This is a genomic window from Sphingobium baderi, assembly GCF_001456115.1.
In the GTDB taxonomy this organism is placed as follows: domain Bacteria; phylum Pseudomonadota; class Alphaproteobacteria; order Sphingomonadales; family Sphingomonadaceae; genus Sphingobium; species Sphingobium baderi_A.
The window spans coordinates 1,489,250-1,508,984 of sequence record NZ_CP013264.1; the positions used below are offsets into that span (position 1 = coordinate 1,489,250).

At 60.1% G+C, this 19,735-nt stretch carries 18 protein-coding genes; 7 read left to right on the plus strand and 11 right to left on the minus strand.

The window, feature by feature from the left end:
* Nucleotides 1-184: 184 nt before the first annotated feature.
* Nucleotides 185-1,339, minus strand: coding sequence for an epoxide hydrolase family protein (locus ATN00_RS07500; RefSeq protein WP_062068521.1), 1,155 nt, complete (start codon nt 1,337-1,339; stop codon nt 185-187).
* A gap of 78 nt (nt 1,340-1,417) precedes the next feature.
* A complete protein-coding gene (locus ATN00_RS07505) occupies nt 1,418-2,413 on the minus strand; it encodes a hypothetical protein (RefSeq protein ID WP_062063605.1) in 996 nt (331 codons plus the stop codon).
* 144 nt (nt 2,414-2,557) lie between these two features.
* Between ATN00_RS07505 and ATN00_RS07510 the strand changes: the two genes are divergently transcribed.
* The 4 genes from ATN00_RS07510 (at nt 2,558) to ATN00_RS07525 (ending at nt 4,531) form a co-directional block, all read left to right on the plus strand.
* The gene (locus ATN00_RS07510) at nt 2,558-3,145 is read left to right on the plus strand and encodes a TetR/AcrR family transcriptional regulator (RefSeq protein WP_197413687.1); all 588 of its coding nucleotides are present in this window, start codon (nt 2,558-2,560) and stop codon (nt 3,143-3,145) included.
* A gap of 1 nt (nt 3,146) precedes the next feature.
* Nucleotides 3,147-3,392 carry a helix-turn-helix domain-containing protein gene (locus ATN00_RS07515; RefSeq protein ID WP_062063609.1) on the plus strand — a complete coding sequence of 82 codons (246 nt, stop codon included), beginning with the start codon at nt 3,147-3,149 and terminating at the stop codon, nt 3,390-3,392.
* A gap of 8 nt (nt 3,393-3,400) precedes the next feature.
* Nucleotides 3,401-3,691 carry a hypothetical protein gene (locus ATN00_RS07520; protein WP_156415240.1) on the plus strand — a complete coding sequence of 97 codons (291 nt, stop codon included), beginning with the start codon at nt 3,401-3,403 and terminating at the stop codon, nt 3,689-3,691.
* A gap of 246 nt (nt 3,692-3,937) precedes the next feature.
* Nucleotides 3,938-4,531 carry an outer membrane protein gene (locus tag ATN00_RS07525; protein ID WP_021228529.1) on the plus strand — a complete coding sequence of 198 codons (594 nt, stop codon included), beginning with the start codon at nt 3,938-3,940 and terminating at the stop codon, nt 4,529-4,531.
* A gap of 72 nt (nt 4,532-4,603) precedes the next feature.
* Here ATN00_RS07525 and ATN00_RS07530 read toward each other — a convergent pair whose 3' ends face one another.
* The 5 genes from ATN00_RS07530 to ATN00_RS07555 form a co-directional block, all read right to left on the minus strand.
* Nucleotides 4,604-5,218, minus strand: a complete 615-nt coding sequence (locus tag ATN00_RS07530) for a TetR/AcrR family transcriptional regulator (protein ID WP_021228528.1) — start codon at nt 5,216-5,218, stop codon at nt 4,604-4,606.
* Between the two features lie 234 nt (nt 5,219-5,452).
* A complete protein-coding gene (locus ATN00_RS07535) occupies nt 5,453-6,850 on the minus strand; it encodes an efflux transporter outer membrane subunit (protein WP_021228527.1) in 1,398 nt (465 codons plus the stop codon).
* A 2-nt stretch (nt 6,851-6,852) separates the two neighbouring features.
* On the minus strand, nt 6,853-10,011 hold the full coding sequence (locus ATN00_RS07540; RefSeq protein WP_021228526.1) for an efflux RND transporter permease subunit: 3,159 nt from the start codon (nt 10,009-10,011) through the stop codon (nt 6,853-6,855).
* Between the two features lie 3 nt (nt 10,012-10,014).
* Nucleotides 10,015-11,163, minus strand: a complete 1,149-nt coding sequence (locus ATN00_RS07545) for an efflux RND transporter periplasmic adaptor subunit (protein WP_062063613.1) — start codon at nt 11,161-11,163, stop codon at nt 10,015-10,017.
* Nucleotides 11,164-12,037: 874 nt separating this feature from the next.
* Nucleotides 12,038-12,634 (minus strand): TetR/AcrR family transcriptional regulator, encoded by a 597-nt coding sequence (locus ATN00_RS07555; RefSeq protein ID WP_062063617.1) that lies wholly within the window; start codon nt 12,632-12,634, stop codon nt 12,038-12,040.
* Between the two features lie 613 nt (nt 12,635-13,247).
* Between ATN00_RS07555 and ATN00_RS07560 the strand changes: the two genes are divergently transcribed.
* From ATN00_RS07560 to ATN00_RS07570, 3 genes are all read left to right on the plus strand, one after another.
* The gene (locus ATN00_RS07560) at nt 13,248-13,631 is read left to right on the plus strand and encodes a hypothetical protein (RefSeq protein WP_062063619.1); all 384 of its coding nucleotides are present in this window, start codon (nt 13,248-13,250) and stop codon (nt 13,629-13,631) included.
* 213 nt (nt 13,632-13,844) lie between these two features.
* A complete protein-coding gene (locus ATN00_RS07565) occupies nt 13,845-14,681 on the plus strand; it encodes a universal stress protein (protein WP_062063621.1) in 837 nt (278 codons plus the stop codon).
* A 91-nt stretch (nt 14,682-14,772) separates the two neighbouring features.
* Nucleotides 14,773-15,723, plus strand: coding sequence for a polyprenyl synthetase family protein (locus ATN00_RS07570; RefSeq protein WP_082635126.1), 951 nt, complete (start codon nt 14,773-14,775; stop codon nt 15,721-15,723).
* 78 nt (nt 15,724-15,801) lie between these two features.
* Here ATN00_RS07570 and ATN00_RS07575 read toward each other — a convergent pair whose 3' ends face one another.
* The 4 genes from ATN00_RS07575 to ATN00_RS07590 form a co-directional block, all read right to left on the minus strand.
* A complete protein-coding gene (locus tag ATN00_RS07575; RefSeq protein ID WP_062063624.1) occupies nt 15,802-17,466 on the minus strand; it encodes an electron transfer flavoprotein-ubiquinone oxidoreductase in 1,665 nt (554 codons plus the stop codon).
* Between the two features lie 54 nt (nt 17,467-17,520).
* Entirely contained in the window at nt 17,521-17,838 is a 318-nt protein-coding gene (locus tag ATN00_RS07580) for a 2Fe-2S iron-sulfur cluster-binding family protein (protein ID WP_062063626.1), read from the minus strand.
* A gap of 9 nt (nt 17,839-17,847) precedes the next feature.
* The gene (locus ATN00_RS07585; RefSeq protein ID WP_062063628.1) at nt 17,848-18,783 is read right to left on the minus strand and encodes an electron transfer flavoprotein subunit alpha/FixB family protein; all 936 of its coding nucleotides are present in this window, start codon (nt 18,781-18,783) and stop codon (nt 17,848-17,850) included.
* 107 nt (nt 18,784-18,890) lie between these two features.
* The gene (locus ATN00_RS07590) at nt 18,891-19,640 is read right to left on the minus strand and encodes an electron transfer flavoprotein subunit beta/FixA family protein (RefSeq protein ID WP_062063630.1); all 750 of its coding nucleotides are present in this window, start codon (nt 19,638-19,640) and stop codon (nt 18,891-18,893) included.
* Nucleotides 19,641-19,735: the final 95 nt, after the last annotated feature.

A 19,735-nucleotide genomic window follows, 5' to 3' on the forward strand; every position in this document is an offset into this window, starting at 1 on the left:
GCGGCACACCCGCCAAGGTCAATGCGACCGCTGGTCTAGCGGCCAGCGAAGGAGTAAACTCGGCCAGCGTCTCGGACGGCAGTCATGAGAGCGTACGTTTTCGACCAACCTCTCACCGGACCCGGTTTACTTCCCGCCGCCGAAAGGCAGAGACCCGGCGGCGGGGAGACGAACGTGATCATCCTTAACGGATTTGGCGGAAGCAAGTCCGCACTTCCTCGACGAAAAGTTCGGGCTGTTCGAACGCTGCGAAATGGCCACCTTTCTCAAGCTCGTTCCAATGGATGAGCTGAGGCGTGCAGCGTTCCGCCCAACTGCGCGGCGCCTTATATATCTCCTTGGGGAAAACACTATATCCGCACGGCAGGGGAACGGGCTCGTTCACGACGAAGGCGCCCTCGAAACTCTCCCAATAGAGCCGCGCAGAAGAGGCGCCGCAATTGGGTAGCCAGTACATCATGATGCTGTCGAGAATTTCGTCATAGCTAAAGATATTGAGCGGGTTACCCGCACAATCGGCCCAGCTCTGGAGCTTCTCGAATATCCACGCGGCCTGACTGACCGGCGAGTCGGCCAGCCCATATCCCAGGGTCTGGGGGCGACTCATCTGCTGCGTGGAATAGCCACTTTCCCAGCGCTGATAGTGCGCCATGGCTGCCAGCATCGCGGCTTCGTCGGGATTGAGATTTTCATAGGGCGGCGGGGGCATTACGACGGGCAAATTCGTGTGGATGGCCTTCAATCCGTCCGGTCTTTGCCGTGCCAGGGTGTGTGTGACTGCCGAGCCCCAGTCCCCCCCCTGCGCGACATATTCATGATAGCCCAGTCGCCGCATCAGCAGGTGCCAGTTTGAGGCGATCCGCTCAAGTCCCCAACCTGTCCCTGTTGGCTTGTCGGAGAACCCATAACCAGGCAAAGCCGGGATCACGAGATGGAATGCGTCTGCGGCATCGCCGCCGAAATCCTGCGGCTCGCTCAAGGGGGCGATCGTCTTGAGAAACTCGAGCACCGATCCGGGCCAGCCATGGGTAAGGATGAGAGGCAATGCATTGGCATTCGACGAGCGGATATGCAGGAAATATACATCCAGACCGTCGAGCGTTGTTTTGAACTGGGGCAGCGCGTTGAACGTCGCCTCGCAGCGGCGCCAGTCATAGCGATGGCGCCAGTAATCCACCAGCGCGCGCATATCGGCGACGGGTACGCCTTGCGACCAGTCGGCTACCGTCTCGGGTTCGGGCCAGCGGATGCGATCGAGCCGTTCATGCAGGTCGCGGATTTCAGCGTCGGATATGGAAGCTTCAAAAGGCCGGATAGTATCCAGCTCGGTGTCAGTCATGGCCATGGCCCCTCTTGAGAACCTATCCGGCGCCCTGTTTTCGGCAGGGCGCCGGACATTGCTCGAACTCGGCAGTGCTTAGATCTGCGGGATAGCCGCACCGACATAGTCACGTCGGACGCTCGGAGTGTTGGCAACCCCTTGCGGACGCTCACCCAAGGCAAACGGATGGCGGCCCAGGATGACGTACATCATGGCGCCCGTCTGGATGATGGCAATGATGCCGGTGAGGATACCGCCAAGCTGCGTAACCAGCGGCGAGAAGTTGCCCTGGATCACGAAGATGGCTGGCATGCCGGCGAGCGTGAACGCGCCGATGTAGCAGAACGGCATGAGAGCGAGAATGAACACGCTTTTCCAGCCGTTGAACCATTCGCGGAAGCGATAGGCGATCGCCACGCTCAGGAAGAGCGCCGAGACGTTGGCGAAGAGCCACCACCAAGGGAAGAGGTTGATCAGCACCAAAGGTTGATGCCCGAAATACATATAGATGCCGCCATAGCCCAGCAGAATTTCCTCGAGAATGATGTCGGCTAGTCCGGAAAGGGCAAGGCATATCCACAGCGTTCCTGTCTTCACCTGGCGCAGCAGCACCGCATAGAGGAGATAGCCAAGAATTGCGCCAAAAGCCCACCACATGACGCCGACATATGTGTCAAACTCGCGCCCCATGAGGAAGAAGAGGAGTTTGTCGGGATCGTGGGATTGGGACCAATAGCAGCCCGCCAGATAGTTATCGATTGCTTCGGGAACCACACAAAAAGCCGCGCCGAGCACCATCGCGATTGGTACGGTCGACTTATAGCGCCTGCTGTCGATACCAGCAATCACCATGAAGATAAGCGCGATACCAAGCATCACGCTCGTCGCGACGAAAACATGCTCCGGGTTCTGGGGGAAAGCGTCGTTCGGGGGAGCTGGGGTCCGGAAGGTAGGATCTAGAGTTACATGGGTTGAAGCATTCTGCGCGAACGCCATGTCGGGCCAGATGGTGCAGACCATGAAGCCCGCAATAAGTGCCAACGCCAACCAGGCCCATCTGGTTGACGGCTGTGCTTTGAGAGATGTGACCATGCTGCACCTCCTGCCGTGTTGTTAAAACCAACCATTTGGTTTATTGCTGGAGGCATGTCATCGCTTCAGAACCCTGTCAACGAAAATGTAGGAACCATGCCGACCAATGACCTAAGCAAATCCGCTCGAACACGTGAGCGCATCATGACCGCCGCAACCGAAGAGTTTGCCGCGTTCGGGATCGCCGGCGCGCGGGTCGACCGTATCGCGCGAACTGCGAGGGCAAATAAAAGTCAAATTTATGAGTATTTTGGTAACAAGGAGATGCTGTTCCAAGCAGTTCTCGAAAGGCAACTGAGCTACGTTTATCAGACTGTTCAGTTCGACCCAGACGACCTTCCCGACTACGCGGGTATGCTCTTCGACTTTGCTATGGATCATCCTGAACTGATGCGGCTCGTCCTGTGGAACGGCCTCGAGCAGAAGAGGGAATGGCCGTTAGAAGAGGCTCTGAGCCTCCCGACTCAGGTGCGGAGGATACGGGCCGCCCAGGATGCTGGACATGTTGGCACTGACTATCCAGCTGACTTCCTCCTCACGCTCATCATCACCTTAGCGTCTGCGTGGACGGCGGCTAATCCTTTCGGAATATCCATCACGCCTGACGCGGAGAGCAGGCGTCCTATGCTGAGGAAGGCAATACTGCGGGCGGTACAAACGCTCAGCTGTCCGCCCAGACTCAATTCGGTAAAGATCGGCGAGATGATAAATGGGTCGCAAAAGGCTGTTTGACATGGATGCGGCGCTTGACGCCGCCATGCGGGAATTTTGGGAAAAGGGCTATGAAGGAACAAGCCTTTCCGATCTGACCGCAGCCATGGGCATAGAAAGGCCGAGCCTTTATCGGTTCTTTGGGAATAAAGACGATTTGTTTCGACGCGTGGTCGAGCGATATGATGAATGCCATCTGCGTTTTGTCGCCATGCACTTGCAGCGCCGACAGTTTGCGAAGTCGTACGGCGCTTCCTTGAGGGATTGATTGAAACTGTGACCCAGAGCGAAATGCTTCGCGGCGCGCTCGATCTCAACGCCGGAATTGCTTGCGCGCCTGGTTGTGAGAAGATTCTCGCGGGATGGCGGGAAAGACATGAGCAGGCATTGACCACCCGGTTTGCAGAGGCACGCCGCACCGGTGACTTGAAGGGCAGTTTGCTACCCGAAGCGGCGGCTGGGTATCTGCTGTCGGTATCGGCAGGAATAGCCATCCGGGCCAAGGGTGGTGAGACGCGCGCAGTTCTGCAACAGATTGCGCATATTGCGTGCATCCCTTTCCGATAAATGATTTCCAACCCGGACTAGGCGGAGCGAGGACCTTTGGTGGCGAGATGCCGCTGCGGGCTCCATCACGGCCTGGTAAGGCGCCTTCTTACGCTTTCGCGCCTCGGATTGTGCCGGACGATCTCATAGCGGACGCGACGCCTTTCGAAATGCCTGCGATCACTTGACAAGCCAGATGCGATCCATATCTACGCGATGGGAGCGAGCGCTCACTCCTATCATAGTTTCCTTTGCAGGAGCGTTTTTATGAAGACATTGTTTGCAGGAAGCCTCGCCATTGTAGCGGCGCTGGCATGTGCCCCGGCTTCGGCCGAGGTTTTCGATGGTCCCTATCTTGGCGGCCAGGTCGGCTGGAATCACGACAAGATCGGACGTGCCAATACCGATATCGGCACTGTCGAGATCCGGGACTCGCGGGACAGCTTCGTTGGCGGTGTCTTTGCCGGTTACAATCACAAGGTCGCGCCCAAGGTCGTGCTGGGCGTCGAGGGCGGCTTTGCGATCGGCGCCGATGATGCCGTGCGCCGCGGCCCGTCCAGCATTGATCCCAGCTACACCTTCGACGTGTCGGCGCGCGCTGGATATCTGGTGACCGACCAGACCCTTCTGTACGTGCGCGGTGGATATGAAAACAGCCGGGCCAAGATCCGGACATCGGGCATCGACGGCACAATTCGGGACCGCGACAACTTCGATGGCTGGAGCGTGGGCGGCGGTGTCGAAAGGAGCCTCACCGACAAGGTGTCGGCACGGCTCGAATATCGCTACGCTGACCTGGGCGGCAGTGGCGAGACCTTTGATCGCCATAAGGTCCTGGTAGGCGTCGCTTACAATTTCTGAATTGAGAAACGCAACGAGGGCGTCGTGCGATCTGGCGCGACGCCCCGTCTGACCATTATTGAGAAAGGCCCGCTACCTTTGGTCACTCTCCGCCAGATCGTCCAAAATTTCCGCCACGGCATGTCGGATCTGCGTCCTGATCTTCTGGATCGTCAGCCCAGGAGCGACCATGCTCTTATGTCTGAGTGCAAATATATAGAGTATGAGGAACCTGGCGCAGGATAATTGCGCTGGCGTGGCGCCAGGCCTTGCCGCGAGGATCAGGTTTTCAAGATACCTTTGAAGGAAAAGGCAAAAACTTTGTATCGCAGCGGCTACCTCTGGATTGCGATACGCTTCAGCCATGATTTCGCTTGAAATGGCCTCGCGGTCTTCGGCGATGCAGCTGAGCAGGAGCGACGTCAGTTGATCGGCGGCCGCCAGCTGTCCGAAGTCCTCACGTCGGCGTAGGCACCGAATCTCGTTTTTCCAGGACCCAATTTCATCCTCGACCAGCTTGACGATAATTTCCTCCTTGCCGCTGAACGAGCGATAGATTTGTCCGACACTTATGCCCGCCTGCTGTGCTAGATCGGACATCGCTGCCTGATGAAAGCCGCGGTTGGTGAAAAGATGGCGGGCGGCTTCGATGATCTTCCGATTGGAGTCCGCTCGGCTCGGCTGCCCTGCGCATTTGTTGATCCCCATCTCCGTCTGCTTTCGTTTAATAGCGCCAGCCTGCCACCCGTCGCAGCCGACGAATAACGGTCCGGCTTATTCTGCCTTCCGGACCTGGCAATGCGCGGGCGGGAAGGGCGACGCCGCTCCCAGAGGCTTCGTGTCTGTAAGCCCTGGTCGGTCCGCCTCAGGCTAAGAATGCTATCCGACGTTGAGCGACAGCCGGGCGAGGCAGACCATCGCATGAGTGAGGGCACAGCAGCCTCATTTGAGACCTCCACCAAAGGCGCGATACAGTTCTATCGAATTTGCCTCCCGAACCAGCCTTGTGGCAAGCAGACTTTGCTCCGCCGCGTATAGGGCACGCTGAGCGTCTAGCGTTGCGAGGAAAGGATCGGTTCCCGCCCGATACCGCGCTTCGGCCAGTTGGTAAGCGCGTGCTGCGGCACTGTGCAGCGAAGTCTGCGCCTCGACCTGGCCTTGAATCGTATCTTTCCTGGCGAGCGCGTCGGCGGCTTCCCTGAAAGCGCGCTGAATCGACCGTTCATACTGCGAGACCATGACATCGTGCGTTGCCTTGGCATAGCGCAGGTTGCCCTGATTTCGGCCATAGTCGAAGATTGGCAGCGATGCGGACGGAGCGACAGACCAGTAGTCGCTGCCGTCGCCGAACAGGTTGGAGAGGCCGGCACTGATCGTGCCGAAAGCCGCGGTCAGCGATATGCGAGGAAAGAACGCGGCCCTGGCGGCACCGATATTGGCATTGGCTGCGCGCAGTTGGTGCTCGGCCGCGGCAATGTCGGGTCGCCGCAGCAGCAACTGTGACGACAGGCCCTCCGGAAGGTTTGCTATCGTCGCGCTTTGCGAACCGAGCCCTTCGGGCAGGAAACCCTCACTGAGGCTGGTGCCAGCCAACAGTTCAAGAGCGTTGCGGTCCTGTGCGATCAGACTCGTATTTTGCGCAATGTCCGAGCGCGCCTGATCATAGCTGGTTTGCGCTTGGCGGACTTCGAGTTCCGAAGCGACGCCTCCGGCAAACCGCGCTTTTGTGAGTTCGAGGGTCTGCCCGAACGCCTGAACGGTTTCCTGCGCTATCCTCAAGCGATCGCGGTCCGCCGCAAGCGTGAGCCAGGCTGATGCCGTTTCGGCGATTAGGCTCGTTTGCGCGGCATTACGAGCCTCGACGGTTGCAAAATATTGCTCCAGAGCCGCCTTGTTCATATCCCGGATCCGGCCGAACAGGTCTATTTCCCAAGCCGACGTGCCGATATTGGCGGAATAGATATCGACGCGCCCGCCGAAGATGGCGGTGCCCGCCGGTATATCCTGATAGGTGGCGCTGCCATTGGCGCCGATGGTCGGCAGGAGATCTGCCCGTTGCACCCGATAGAGTGCGCGTGCCTGTTCGACGTTGGCAAGTGCGATCCGCAGGTCACGATTGTTCTCAAGAGCCGCCTGGATGACGCTGTGCAGTCTGGTGTCAGTGAAGAAATCCTTCCACGCCAGATCTGCCGGGATTGCAGAGGCAGACGGGTCGTCTTGCGCGGCGGATGGCAATGCGGCCGGCACCGGCAGGCTTGGTCGGGTGTACTCAGGCGCCATGCTGCAGGCGCCCAGGGTCATGGCCGCGATCGAGGCGGCGGCGATGCGAAGCTTGGTCATCTTTAGGCCTCCTGCGGCTCAAAGCTGGAGGGAAGGGAAGGCGGCGCATTTTCCTGCGATCCGCCTTCCTGCCGGAAGAGCTTCTTCACCACGAGGAAGAATACCGGCACGAAGAAGATGGCGAGGAATGTCGCGGTCATCATCCCGCCGACCACGCTTCGCCCGATCGCATTTTGCCCGCCGGCGCCCGCGCCATTAGAGACGGCGAGCGGCAGCACGCCGAAGGTGAAGGCGAGCGAGGTCATCAGAATAGGCCGCAACCTCAGCTTTGCTGCCTCGTACGCCGCTTGCGCAGCGCCAAGCCCTTCGCGCATCTTCTCTTCCGCGAACTCTACGATGAGGATCGCGTTCTTGGCAGCGACGCCCACGGTCGTGATCAGCCCGACCTGAAGGTAGATGTCGTTGTTGAGACCGGTCAGCCAGGCAGCGATAAGCGCGCCGACCACGCCAAGCGGGACGACCAGGATCACAGCGATCGGAACCGACCAGCTTTCATACAAGGCGGCGAGCGAAAGGAAGACGATGAGGATCGAAAGCGCATAGAGCGCTGGCGCCTGGCCGCCCGAAAGCTTCTCCTCGTAGGAGATGCCGGTCCACTGGATCGCAACACCTTCGGGAAGCTGCTTGCCCAGTTCCTCCATGCGCGCCATTGCCGCGCCGGTGCTGTAGCCCGGAGCCGGGGCGCCGAGTATCTCGACCGAGCTGCGTCCATTATAGCGTTCAAGTCGCGCCGCGCCGTAGGACCAATTGCTATCGGAGAAGGCCGAGAAGGGGGCCATGGCGCCGTTGGCGCTGCGGGCGTAAAGCCTGCCGATGTCTTCTGGACTGCTGCGTGCGCTTTCGTCAGCCTGGACAAATACCTTCTTGATGCGTCCGCGATCAAGGAAGTCGTTGACATAGGCGCCACCGAGCGCGGTTGAGAGCGTGTCGTTGACATCGGCCAGATTGAGGCCGAGCGCGCCTGCGCGCGGCTGATCGACGTTCACCTTGAGCAGCGGCACGTCGTCTAGGCCGTTGGGTCGCACTTGCACGAGCATCTTGTCCTTGGTTGCCAGTTCCAGAAGCTTGTTACGGGCGGCGATCAGTCGATCGTGGCCGACGCGTCCGACATCGACGAGCTGCATGTCAAAGCCGGTAGCGTTGCCCAGCTCTACGATGGCGGGTGGAATGAAGGCGATCGCCTGGCCGGCCCGCAGCCCGGCGAGCGCCTTGTTCGCGCGTTCGGCAATAGCCATCGCCTTGTTCTGTGCGCCTGGCCGGTCCTTCCAGTCCTTCAGGCGAATGAAGACGAGGCCGACATTCTGGCCCTGGCCGTTGAAGCTAAATCCACCGACACTGAAGACCATCGACACATTGTCTTTTTCATTCGTCTGGAAATGTTTGCGGACCTCCCCAATGGTCGCGAGCGTCTGTTCCATCGTCGCGCCAGTCGGTAATGTGACTTGCGCGGCCATGATGCCCTGGTCCTCATCAGGCAGGAAGCCGCTCGGCAATTGCGCGAAGATTGCACCCATGCCGACCACCACCAAGCCATAGAGGAGAAGCGAGCGCTTCCAGCTTCGGTTCATACGCTGCACGCCATCGCCGTAGCGCGCGGTGGCGCGATCGAAGGTCCGATTGAACCAGCCGAAGAAGCCTTTCTTCTCATGGTGGCCATGGGCAGCGGGCTTGAGGATGGTTGCACACAGGGCAGGCGTCAGGATCAGTGCGACCATCACCGAAAGGGCCATGGACGTGACGATAGTGATCGAGAACTGCCGATAGATGATCCCGGTCGATCCACCGAAGAAGGCCATGGGCAGGAACACCGCCGAGAGCACCACGCCGATCCCGACCAGTGCGCCGCTGAGCTCGTCCATCGATTTGCGGGCAGCTTCCCTAGGCGAAAGTCCTTCTTCCTGGATGAGGCGCTCGACATTCTCCACGACGACGATCGCATCGTCGACGAGAAGGCCGATGGCGAGCACCATGCCGAACAGCGTGAGCGTGTTGATCGAGTAGCCCAACGCCAGCAGCACGGCAAAGGTGCCCAGCAAAACCACCGGCACAGCGATTGTCGGTATCAGTGTCGCCCGCCAATTCTGCAGGAAGAGCAGCATTACAAAGAAGACAAGGACGACCGCTTCGACGAGAGTGTGGATGACCTGCTCGATCGATAGTTCGACGAACGGCGTCGTATCGTAGGGATAGACGACCTTGATGTCGGGCGGGAACTGCTTGGAGAGTTCGGCAACCTCGGCCTTGACGGCTTCGACCGTGTCGAGCGCGTTGGCGCCCGGGGCGAGCTTGATCGCGAGCCCGGCAGAAGGCTTGTCGTTGTAAAGCGTCTCAAAGCTATAATTTTCTGTGCCGACTTCGATCCGGGCGACATCCTTCAGCGTGATCGTGGAGCCGTCGGGATTTGTCCGGAGCAGGATATTTCGAAACTGATCCGGGGTCTCGAGCCGCGATTGTGCCGAAACGGTGACGTTGAGCGCCTGTCCCGCCTTGGCCGGCAGATTGCCGATCTGACCGGCCGAGATCTGGGCATTCTGCGCTCTGATTGCGGTCTTGACGTCCGCGAAGGTGAGATTGAGGTTAGCGAGCTTGATCGGATCGACCCAGACGCGCATCGCATATTGCGCGCCCATCAGCAGCGTGTCGCCCACGCCGCTGATCCGGCTCAGTGGATCCTGGAGTTCTGACGCCAGATAATCGCCAATGTCCTCGCGGTTGTGGCTTCCATCCTCCGAATATAGACCGACGATGAGCAGGAAGTTCGCTGAGGATTTTTGAACGCGAACGCCCTGTTGCTGCACTTCCTGCGGCAGCAGCGGCATCGCCTGCTGGAGCTTGTTCTGCACCTGTACCTGGGCGATGTCGGAGTCGGTGCCCTGTTCGAAGGTCAGGGTGATGGTGAGATTGCCCGCCGAATCGCTATTCGACGAGAAATAGCGCAGATTATCGATGCCCTTGAGCTGCTGCTCGATGACCGTTGTGGTGGTCTTCTCAAGCGTGGTGGCGTCAGCGCCGGGATAAATGGTTTGAATGGCGATGGCAGGCGGCGCGATCTCCGGAAATTGCGATATCGGGAGCGTGCGGATTGCGAGCACGCCGGTTAGCATCAGGATGATGGCGATGACCCATGCAAAGATGGGGCGGTCGATGAAAAAGCGGGACATCGCTTACTTTCCCGCCAGCTGCGAGTTGCCAGATACGGGCGCCCTGGGCGTAACGGAGCTTCCCGGCTTCGCCTTCAGGAGACCGTCGACGATCAGGCGGTCACCCGGCTTCAGCCCGCTCGTGATCACCCACCGGTCGCCAAGCGCACGGTCGGTTGCGACGATCCGCTGCTCGACCTTGTTGTCCCTGTTTACGATCAGCGCTGTCGGCTCGCCGCGCTCGTTGCGGGCAATGCCGCGTTGTGGCGCAAGGATCGCGTTCTGGCGCACACCGTCGATAAGGCGTGCCCGCACGTACATCCCGGGGAGCAGCATGCCGTCGGCATTGGGGAAGGATGCTCGTAACGTCACAGCGCCAGTGGTCTGATCGACGGTGACTTCGGAAAACTGCAGTCGTCCCTCGACAGGGTAGGTCTTGCCGTTAGGCAGCACCAGTGCGACGCGGGCGCTGCCGTCGTCCCGCACGACCCCGCCAGCCTTCATCGCCTCCTTGAGTTCGAGAATTTCGGCGGCAGACTGGGTGACGTCGACATAAACACGATCGGTTTGCTGAATTATCGCGAGGGGGTCTGGCTGACCCGCCTGGACCAGTGCGCCTGGGGTGAAGCGCGAGCGTCCGATCCGTCCCGAGATAGGTGCCCGGATCTGTGTGAAACCAAGATTGACTTGTGCTGCGTCAACAGCAGCGCGCTGCGCTGAAACGTCCGCCCGGGCCTGTCGCGCCGCAGCATCCGCATTATCGGCCTCCTGGCGACTGACAGCATTGATGTTGACCAGTCCGCGATATCGTTCGGCTTGAAGACGGGTCGCGTCGATTGCGGCCTGCGCGCGAGCAAGGCTACCCTGGGCCGTACCTAAAGCGGCCCTGTAGGGCGCATCTTCGATCGCATAGAGAACTTGTCCAGCGTGGACGATGGCGCCTTCCTCAAAGAGGCGTCTGCGAATCACTCCGCTGATCTGCGGGCGCACCTCGGACGTCTCCACCGCCGTGACGCGTCCAGGCAACTCACTCATGAGGACCGCCGGCTCGCTCTTGAGCGTAACCACGCCGACTTCAGGCGGTGCAGTCTTCTCAGGCTCCTGCGCCCCGCAGCCTGCCAGCAGGATGACGCAAGAAAGGAGGGGGAGGGTGGTTCTTTTGTGAGGGACCATCGGATTTCCTGTCAGCACATGTAGGAGTGAGCGCTCATTCTCATGATGCGCTGCAATAGTCTTTCCCCGCCAGAGCGCAACGGAAAAATAGATTGGTCTGACTTTTGAAGATGGCCCAGGATTGAGCGAGGATGTTCGATTTGCACTGATCATCACGGCAAGCGGCATCACCGGCTGGCGGGTTGCTTGCTTCGTCGGGGCGAATGTGGAGTGATGATGGGTGCGCCGCGGCCGGCCGCGTTCACGGCTTGACCCTGGAGGGCGATGTACCTATCCAGTTCACGAACGGAGTGAGGGCTCACTCAAAACGAAATGGGAAGCCTCATTGCGGGGAAGTCGCTGAAAGCGGCGCCACCTCCCGATGATAGTCCTCTCTTCCGACCTGTCGCTCGGACGGACAAAAGCAGGGATTTCAGTGTGCCCTACCAGTTTGTTCTCGTCGTGCAAGACGACAGCTCGCGGCCCTGTTGCTTACAATTGGCTGGACAGCAATCGTCGTCGCTGCTCTTCGACGGCAAGTCGGACTGGGTATCCTTGGGCGGCTGGTTTTTCTGGGCGCGGCAATCTCCACCGTCATTGCCGGACTCGCGATGATCCTTCTGCCACACTCGGCTGTCGGGCCTTCCTGGCTCATCGGTCTCGCAGTAGACGCCTATCTCATGGCGGGCTTTCGCGCGCGTCAGTCGCTGCGACAGGCTGATCGGTCCGCCTCGATCATGTCGGCCATGCTTCAATGCATGCTTTGTTCGATCATCGTTTTCGCAGCGCGAACCACGGCGATTTGAAAAGAGGCTTTCAACCCGTGCCGTTACGCTCCTAGCCTATGCAAGCTCATCGGCACGGCCTCAGTATCGAGCGCCGTTACCGGGGTGTCCTACATCAGTCCCAAAGATCGCATCATCAACGTTGCTGTGGTCTGACTGGCCTTCTCGATGTCCGCGCAAGGCGCAATAGCAGGTCGATGCCCCAAGCCGATAAAGCAGGCCATCATAATATCGGCGTAGCTATCAAGTTCAGAGGCCGGCAGGTCAGGGCGTGCGAGCTCGGCGAGCCTGCGCACTCCGGTTCGATAAAATGCCGTTAGCGTGTCGAGGCGCTCGGCCACGGAGGGGTTGCGCCAGGCCTCGGCCAGAATCTCAAAAAGAAGCCCGCCACCCTCATTGTGCAAAGCAATTTCCGTTATGGCCTTGATTGCCTCGAACATCGTCTGCTCACCGCGCTCGACGGCATCGAAGATTGCGTGCATCTCCGCGACACGATACTTGGCGTCCTCCTCCACGATCGCGAGTACGATTTCGTCCTTGGCCGTGAAGTGGCGATAGATCTGCCCCATGCTCACAGACGCATCGGCCGCCAATTCCGCCGTTGTCGTCGCGTGGAAGCCCTTCGCGCCGAACAAGGTTCTCGCCGCGTTGATGATTCTCTCCCGCGGGGACTGGCCGGTCGCATATTTTTTCGAAGTCTGGTTCATACCGTGATCCTGTCTGATCGACCTGCCTATAGGCGCGGCGCATGCAGCGCAATCTCTCCGGCCTCCAATCTTCGGCCCGGTGATCGGCCGTTCTTCCTCGCATATTTGCCTCTTGACCATCCGGCGATGCCGTCTCATAAGTGCAGGAGTGAGCGCTCGCTCATACTTTGAATTTCGTCAGTCGAACACGAGATTCGGTTTCACGATTTTTGAAAAGGCGAGCGTTGACGATTGGACGGCAGCTTCTCGCATTGCACGAATGCGTGGTTGCCGTGCGTCAGTCTGCCAGTCGACATCGCCTGACGGGTATTCCCTCCCTCCCGTCGAGAGCCCTTCGGGTCGCCCCAAATGTCGGCTGGCAGGCTCCTTTGGCTGACCGCAGGTCGCGCGTTCACTTGGCAGGATCGTTTGCGTTATGAGTCCCGCGGCAGAGAATATGTCGTCCCGTCGGAGAAGACGATGGCCGGTGCGATCATTGGGCCGCATCGCATGGCGCAAATCCCCGACCGTTAGCGCATCACATCCCACTCGTTTGAGCGAAAGGCTCACCGGCGCAGGGCCGTTTGGGTTCCCTGCGCGTCCCCACGGCTCGATATGTTGCACAGGAGGAGCCTTGCCCAAAGGCGGATACCTGTCCGGCGGGAAGCCGCGCCGTGTCCTTTTGCAGACATTCGTTTTTTTCACCCTTTCGGCATGTCACAACATCGATGATGGCGGGCGGAGCGACGAGGGCCGCGATCATGAGAGCATGTCGCACTATGTTCCGCCTTCGGTCGCCAGAACGATTCGATATCGCTGTGACGACGGCAGTGAGATCTCGGTCGATGTTTTCGACGATAATCAAACTCTGTTTCTCCGCGACGTGGCCGGGTTTGCGAAGCTTAAGGCCGAGCGGGAAGGGGCTCCATTCTCGGGAAACGGCATCACGTTCATGGTCACGCGCGGGACCGGGATCCTGAATCGTCCTGGCGCCAAAGCCGTGCGTTGCAAATCATGAGGCGATCGAGTGATCCGGCGGGTCCGATCAGCTTCGCGCGATCTTGCTGCTCCGCTTTTGGGAACTATCGCAGGTTTCGGGCCCCGGAACTCAACACGCTCAGCCACGCGGCGCCAAATGCGTCTTGGTTTTCCCGGTGCCGGCGGCAGACGATCCTCCTGGCCGCGCAAGACATGCGCAACAGCTTACCACTTCATCGGAGAGGAGATAATCGTGTCGCTTCAGGATATCGTTGTCTATTTGGAAGACCTGCCTGAGGGCCAGTCAAGACTGGAATATGCCGCTGCCCTTGCGGCACGGTTCCATTCCCATCTCTCGGCGGTCTTTGTCGCCGACGCGCTCGAGTTGCACCGTTATTCTGGCTTTGCGGTGGGGACGGGCATCGCTCATATGTTCGCGCACCACAGTGAGCAGGTGCGCGCCGCTGCAGCGCGCTACCGAACGTTATTCGATGCAGCTCTCCTCCAGGAAGAACTGCACGGGGATTGGCGCATCTCGGACAGGGTCTGGGGTGAGGATCTAATGATCCATGCGCGCCACGCCGATCTCGCGGTTGTAGGCCCGGCCGATGGGCCATCCCGTCGCAAAACGCCATTGAGTCTGTCCGAAGACATGATCTTCGCATCGGGCAGACCCACTCTCCTCGTTCCCTCAGCATGGCGGTCTGATAGACAGGCGGATCATATCGTCATCGCGTGGAACGCGAGCGCCGAGGCATCCAGAGCGGTCGCGGGCGCGCTCCCGCTTCTGTACAGCGCCAAGCAGGTTTCCGTCGTTGTTGTCCCTCAGGCGGGCCTTCCGGTGCCGGACGGGATAGATCCGGGTAAGGCGATCGTTCGCCATCTCGGCTGTCATGGCGTCGTCGCGGACCTCTTCACCCTCGAAGGGAGCGAGGCCGGCCATATCGTCCTCGACTTTTGCATCGAACGCGACGCCGATCTTCTGGTTATGGGCGCCTATGGGCATTCCAAGCTGAGTGAAGCGATATTCGGCGGCGCGACGCGCTATGTCCTGCGTCATGCGGAAGTGCCCATTCTGCTCTCGCGATAGAGGCGGGTTCTATGTCTAGGGGTGCAGAACCGTGATCCAAGGCAATAAATTTCGTCAGGCCGGCCCTACACTGAACGCCGTTGCTGCACTGATGGGCGATGATCTTCGCATTGTGAACGACATCATCCGCAGACGAATGCAAAGCGAGGTGGCTCTGATCCCGACATTGGCAGGACACCTGATCGATAGCGGAGGTAAACGCCTTAGGCCCATGTTGACTTTGGCCTGCGCGCGTCTCGTCGGATACGAAGGCACGCTGCACCACAGCCTGGCGGCTGCGATTGAGTTTCTGCATAGCGCCACCCTCCTGCATGACGATGTAGTGGACGGATCTTCGCTGCGCCGTGGTCGCAAAACCGCCAATCTGGTCTGGGGAAATCGTGCGACCATCTTTGTCGGCGATTTTCTGCTGTCGCAGAGCTTCGAATTGATGATCGAAACGCAATCCTCTCGCGCCATCGAGCTTTTAAGCCGGGCGACGACGAAGATGGTGCGCGGCGAAATTGATCAATTGGGCGCCGCACGGCGTTTGGCAAGCAACGAGGCCGATTACTATGGCGTCATCAACGCCAAGACCGCCGATCTTTTCGCCGTTGCCTGCCGCATGGCAGCGGTGATCGCCGGGGAGAATGAGCGCCGCGAAGCGGCGTTGGATAGCTATGGCCGCAACATCGGAATAGCTTTTCAGCTCGTGGACGATGCGATCGACTATACCTCCAGCGATGCTGCCATGGGGAAAGCGGCGGGAGACGATTTTCGCGAGGGAAAGGTGACCCTCCCGGTCATCCTCTCGTACCGCGATGGCGACCCGCAGGTCCGCCGCTTCTGGCAGGACGTCATTTCCGGACGTACGCCCGCAGATGAGGCCGCGCTCGAACACGCGTTGCACCTTTTGGAGACGCGCGGCGCGATCGCAGAAACCCTGGCCCGTGCAAGATGCCATGCCGAGGCGGCAAAGAAGGCCATCCAGTATTTTCCCGATTCCGATCTGAAGACTGCCCTGATGGAAGCTGCCGACTTCTCTGTGTCGAGAACGTGCTGAATGACGCCGCAAGCTGTCGTCGGCGGACAGGCACGGCAGGCGAGCCGGTAGTGGTGCCGGCCCCGCCGACCGCGATCGTCACATGTTGGGATAATTCGGCCCACCGCCGCCTTCGGGCACGACCCAGTTGATGTTCTGGGTCGGATCCTTGATGTCGCAGGTCTTGCAATGGACACAGTTCTGCGCGTTGATTTGAAATTTGGGATCGCCGTCATCCTGGCCGACCACCTCGTAGACACCGGCAGGGCAGTAACGCTGCGCCGGTTCATCATAAAAGGGCAAGTTGTAACTGATCGGGATCGACGGATCCTTCAGTTGCAGGTGAACCGGCTGGTCTTCCTCATGATTGGTGTTCGAGAGAAACACAGATGACAGCCGGTCGAAGCTGATCTTGCCGTCAGGTTTGGGATAGTCGATCCTGGCGCAGGCGTCGCTACGCCGAATTTTCTCATTGTCGGGCTTGTGCTTCATCGTGAAGGGCAGGCCGATCCTGAGCGTGCGCATCCACATGTCGATGCCCGCCAGCAGCGTACCGATCGTGCCGCCGAATTTGCCGAGCAGAGGTTCGGCATTTTTGACCAGTTGCAGTTCCTTCGCGATCCAGCTCGACCGCAAAGCGTCCTCATACTGGGCGAGCACATCACCGTTTCGATCGGCTTGCACCGCCGCGAACGCGGCCTCGGCCGCCAACATGCCGGATTTCATGGCGGTGTGCGTGCCCTTGATGCGCGGCACGTTGACGAAGCCCGCCGAACAACCGATCAGCGCGCCGCCGGGGAAGACCAGCTTGGGGATCGACTGCCAGCCGCCCTCATTGATCGCGCGCGCACCATAAGACACGCGGCGGCCGCCCTCCAGGAACTTGCGGATCGCCGGATGCTGCTTCCAGCGCTGGAACTCTTCGAACGGGTAGAGGTGCGGGTTCCGGTAGCCGAGACCGACAACGAAACCCAATGCCACCTGGCCGTTTGCCTGATGGTAGAGGAAGCCCCCGCCATAAGCATCGGTCAGCGGCCAGCCCTGCGAGTGGATGACAAGACCCGGCTGATGCAGCGCGGGATCGATGTCCCACAATTCCTTCATCCCCAGGCCATAGACCTGCGGTTCTCTGTCGGCATCGAGTGCATAGTGGCGCTTCAATGTCTTGGTAAGGTGCCCGCGCGCGCCCTCGGCGAAGAAAGTATATTTGGCATGCAGTTCCAGGCCGGGCTGATAATCAGCCTTGCGATTGCCTTCCCGGTCGATGCCCATGTCGCCGGTTGCAACGCCCTTCACTGACCCGTCGTCATTGTAGAGGATTTCGGCTGCCGCGAAGCCGGGGAAGATCTCGACGCCCATGCCCTCGGCTAGTTCGGCGAGCCAGCGGCACAGGTTGCCCAGCGACCCGGTATAGGTGCCCTTGTTGTGCATCCAGGCCGGCGTCATGATGTGCGGCATCGCGATCTTGCCGGTTCTGGTCAGGAACCAGTGCTGGTTGTCTGTCACCGGCACGTCGGCCAGCGAACACCCCATGTCGCGCCACTGCGGGAGCAGTTCGTCCAACGCTTTGGGATCGATCACCGCACCCGAGAGGATATGGGCGCCGATCTCGGAGCCTTTTTCGAGCACGCACACAGCCAGCTCCATACCCCCGTCATTGGCGAGCTGCTTGAGCCGGATTGCCGCTGACAGCCCGGCTGGCCCGCCGCCTACGATGACGACGTCGTAGGGCATCGATTCCCGATCGCTTCCCGTCTCATTCATTGCCCATGCCGTCCATTTAACTCAACGCAAGCGCGTCTTTGCATGATCTGGGTCTCAATCTTCCGGGGCGATGGTGATCGTAAGTCCGTCGAGCACGTCGGACCAGGGGATCTGGCACGAGAGGCGGGAGACGTGTCTGCGATGCTCGGAGCTGTCGAGAAGGTCGTCTTCGTCTGCGCTCATCGCGGGAAGCTGATCGAACGAATCCTCCGCAATGAAGACATGGCACGTCGCGCAGGAGCAGCATCCGCCGCACAGCGCCATCAGTTCATCGATGCCATTCTCGCGAATTATTTCCATCACCGAAAGACCCGGCTCTGGGGTGACCCGCACCGCGCTTCCGTCTCTCGTGACAATGTTCAGTGTCGACATGGTATACCCTCAGCCCGAAAGCTTCTCTGTAAGTTCGGGCACGACCTTGAAGAGATCCCCCACAAGACCAATGTCGGCCACCTGGAAGATCGGCGCGTCCTCGTCCTTGTTGATGGCAATGATGGTCTTGGAGTCCTTCATGCCGGCCAGATGCTGGATGGCGCCGGAGATACCGACCGCGACATAGACTTCGGGCGCGACGATCTTGCCGGTCTGTCCGACCTGATAATCGTTAGGAACATAGCCCGCATCGACCGCCGCGCGGCTGGCGCCTACGCCAGCGCCCAGCTTGTCGGCGAGGGGGAAGATCACTTGCTCGAATGTCGGACCGTCCTTCAAGGCGCGGCCGCCCGATACGATGATCTTGGCCGACGTGAGTTCGGGGCGCTCGAGCTTGGCGATCTCGGCTCCGACGAAGCTTGAAAGGCCCTTGTCGCCGGTCGAGGCAACGGCTTCGACTGTGCCCGATCCACCGTCCCTGGCGGCCTTTTCAAACGCCGTGCCGCGCACGGTGATGACCTTCCTGGCGTCGCTTGACTTGACCGTCGCGATTGCGTTTCCGGCATAGGTCGGGCGGGTGAAGGTGTCGTCGCTCTCGACCGATAGGATTTCGCTCACCTGCATGACATCGAGCAGCGCGGCAACGCGCGGCGCGATGTTTTTGCCGTTCGACGTGGCGGGCGCGACGAATGCGTCGTGGCTGCCCATCAACTCAACGATGAGCGGCGCGACATTCTCGGCCAGCGCATGATCGAATGCCGCGTCGTCGGCGACATGGACCTTGCCTACGCCGGCGATCCTGGCGGCTTCGGCGGCGACGCCGTCCACGCCCTTGCCGGCGACGATCAGGTGAACTTCGCCGAGCTTCGACGCGGCAGTGACGGCGGAGAGGGTGGCGTCCTTGACGGCGCCGGCCTCATGCTCAACCCATACGAGAGTTTTCATCTTTTCAATCCTCTATCCCCGTTCGGGCTGAGCCTTGTCGAAGCCCTGTTCTTCTTGAAAAGGACTGTCCTTCGACAAGCTCAGGACGAACGGAATTGAAACCTGCCTCAGGCGGCGACGCCCATGACCTTGAGCTTGGCGACCAGCTCGTCGACGTCGGCGATCTTGATGCCGGCGGTGCGCTGGGGCGGTTCGACGACCTTGAGCGTGGTGAGGCGCGGGGCGACGTCGACGCCGAAGTCGGCGGGTGCCTTGGTCGCGAGCGGCTTCGATTTCGCCTTCATGATATTGGGCAGCGAGGCGTAGCGCGGCTCGTTGAGGCGCAGGTCGGTGGTGACGATGGCGGGGGTCTTCAGCTTGACCGTCTCCAGGCCGCCGTCGACTTCGCGCGTCACGTTGACGGTGTCGCCGTCGACTTCCACCTTGGAAGCGAAGGTGCCCTGCGCCCAGCCGAGCAGCGCGGCCAGCATCTGGCCGGTCTGGTTGCTGTCGTCGTCGATCGCCTGCTTGCCCAGGATGACGAGGCCGGGGGCCTCTTCCGCGACGATCTTGGCGAGCAGCTTGGCGACGCCGAGCGGCTCGACCTCATCGTCGGTCTGGACGAGGATCGCGCGGTCCGCGCCCATGGCGAGCGCGGTGCGCAGCGTTTCCTGCGCCTTGGCAACGCCGATGGAGACCGCGACGATCTCCGTCGCCTCGCCCTTTTCCTTGAGGCGGATGGCTTCCTCGACCGCGATTTCGTCGAACGGGTTCATCGACATCTTGACGTTGGCGAGGTCGACGCCTGTCCCGTCGGCCTTCACGCGGGGTTTCACATTGTAGTCAATCACCCGCTTAACGGGCACGAGGATTTTCATAAGAAACCTCCAAAAGTGATAATGGTCTAACCATTATGTGTGACTATGGTAGAGGTCAAGAAGCTTTAGGCAGTTCGATGCCCGCTGTGGTAGCG

What these genes read in the sequence shown, in the direction of transcription:
- ATN00_RS07575 (WP_062063624.1), bottom strand. Translation starts at nt 17,466, where the DNA reads ATGAATGAGACGGGAAGCGATCGGGAATCGATGCCCTACGACGTCGTC.
- ATN00_RS07505 (WP_062063605.1), bottom strand. Translation starts at nt 2,413, where the DNA reads ATGGTCACATCTCTCAAAGCACAGCCGTCAACCAGATGGGCCTGGTTG.
- ATN00_RS07525 (WP_021228529.1), top strand. Translation starts at nt 3,938, where the DNA reads ATGAAGACATTGTTTGCAGGAAGCCTCGCCATTGTAGCGGCGCTGGCA.
- ATN00_RS07515 (WP_062063609.1), top strand. Translation starts at nt 3,147, where the DNA reads ATGGATGCGGCGCTTGACGCCGCCATGCGGGAATTTTGGGAAAAGGGC.
- ATN00_RS07590 (WP_062063630.1), bottom strand. Translation starts at nt 19,640, where the DNA reads ATGAAAATCCTCGTGCCCGTTAAGCGGGTGATTGACTACAATGTGAAA.
- ATN00_RS07570 (WP_082635126.1), top strand. Translation starts at nt 14,773, where the DNA reads ATGGGCGATGATCTTCGCATTGTGAACGACATCATCCGCAGACGAATG.
- ATN00_RS07545 (WP_062063613.1), bottom strand. Translation starts at nt 11,163, where the DNA reads ATGGTCCCTCACAAAAGAACCACCCTCCCCCTCCTTTCTTGCGTCATC.
- ATN00_RS07500 (WP_062068521.1), bottom strand. Translation starts at nt 1,339, where the DNA reads ATGACTGACACCGAGCTGGATACTATCCGGCCTTTTGAAGCTTCCATA.
- ATN00_RS07585 (WP_062063628.1), bottom strand. Translation starts at nt 18,783, where the DNA reads ATGAAAACTCTCGTATGGGTTGAGCATGAGGCCGGCGCCGTCAAGGAC.
- ATN00_RS07555 (WP_062063617.1), bottom strand. Translation starts at nt 12,634, where the DNA reads ATGAACCAGACTTCGAAAAAATATGCGACCGGCCAGTCCCCGCGGGAG.
- ATN00_RS07510 (WP_197413687.1), top strand. Translation starts at nt 2,558, where the DNA reads ATGACCGCCGCAACCGAAGAGTTTGCCGCGTTCGGGATCGCCGGCGCG.
- ATN00_RS07580 (WP_062063626.1), bottom strand. Translation starts at nt 17,838, where the DNA reads ATGTCGACACTGAACATTGTCACGAGAGACGGAAGCGCGGTGCGGGTC.
- ATN00_RS07540 (WP_021228526.1), bottom strand. Translation starts at nt 10,011, where the DNA reads ATGTCCCGCTTTTTCATCGACCGCCCCATCTTTGCATGGGTCATCGCC.
- ATN00_RS07530 (WP_021228528.1), bottom strand. Translation starts at nt 5,218, where the DNA reads ATGGGGATCAACAAATGCGCAGGGCAGCCGAGCCGAGCGGACTCCAAT.
- ATN00_RS07535 (WP_021228527.1), bottom strand. Translation starts at nt 6,850, where the DNA reads ATGACCAAGCTTCGCATCGCCGCCGCCTCGATCGCGGCCATGACCCTG.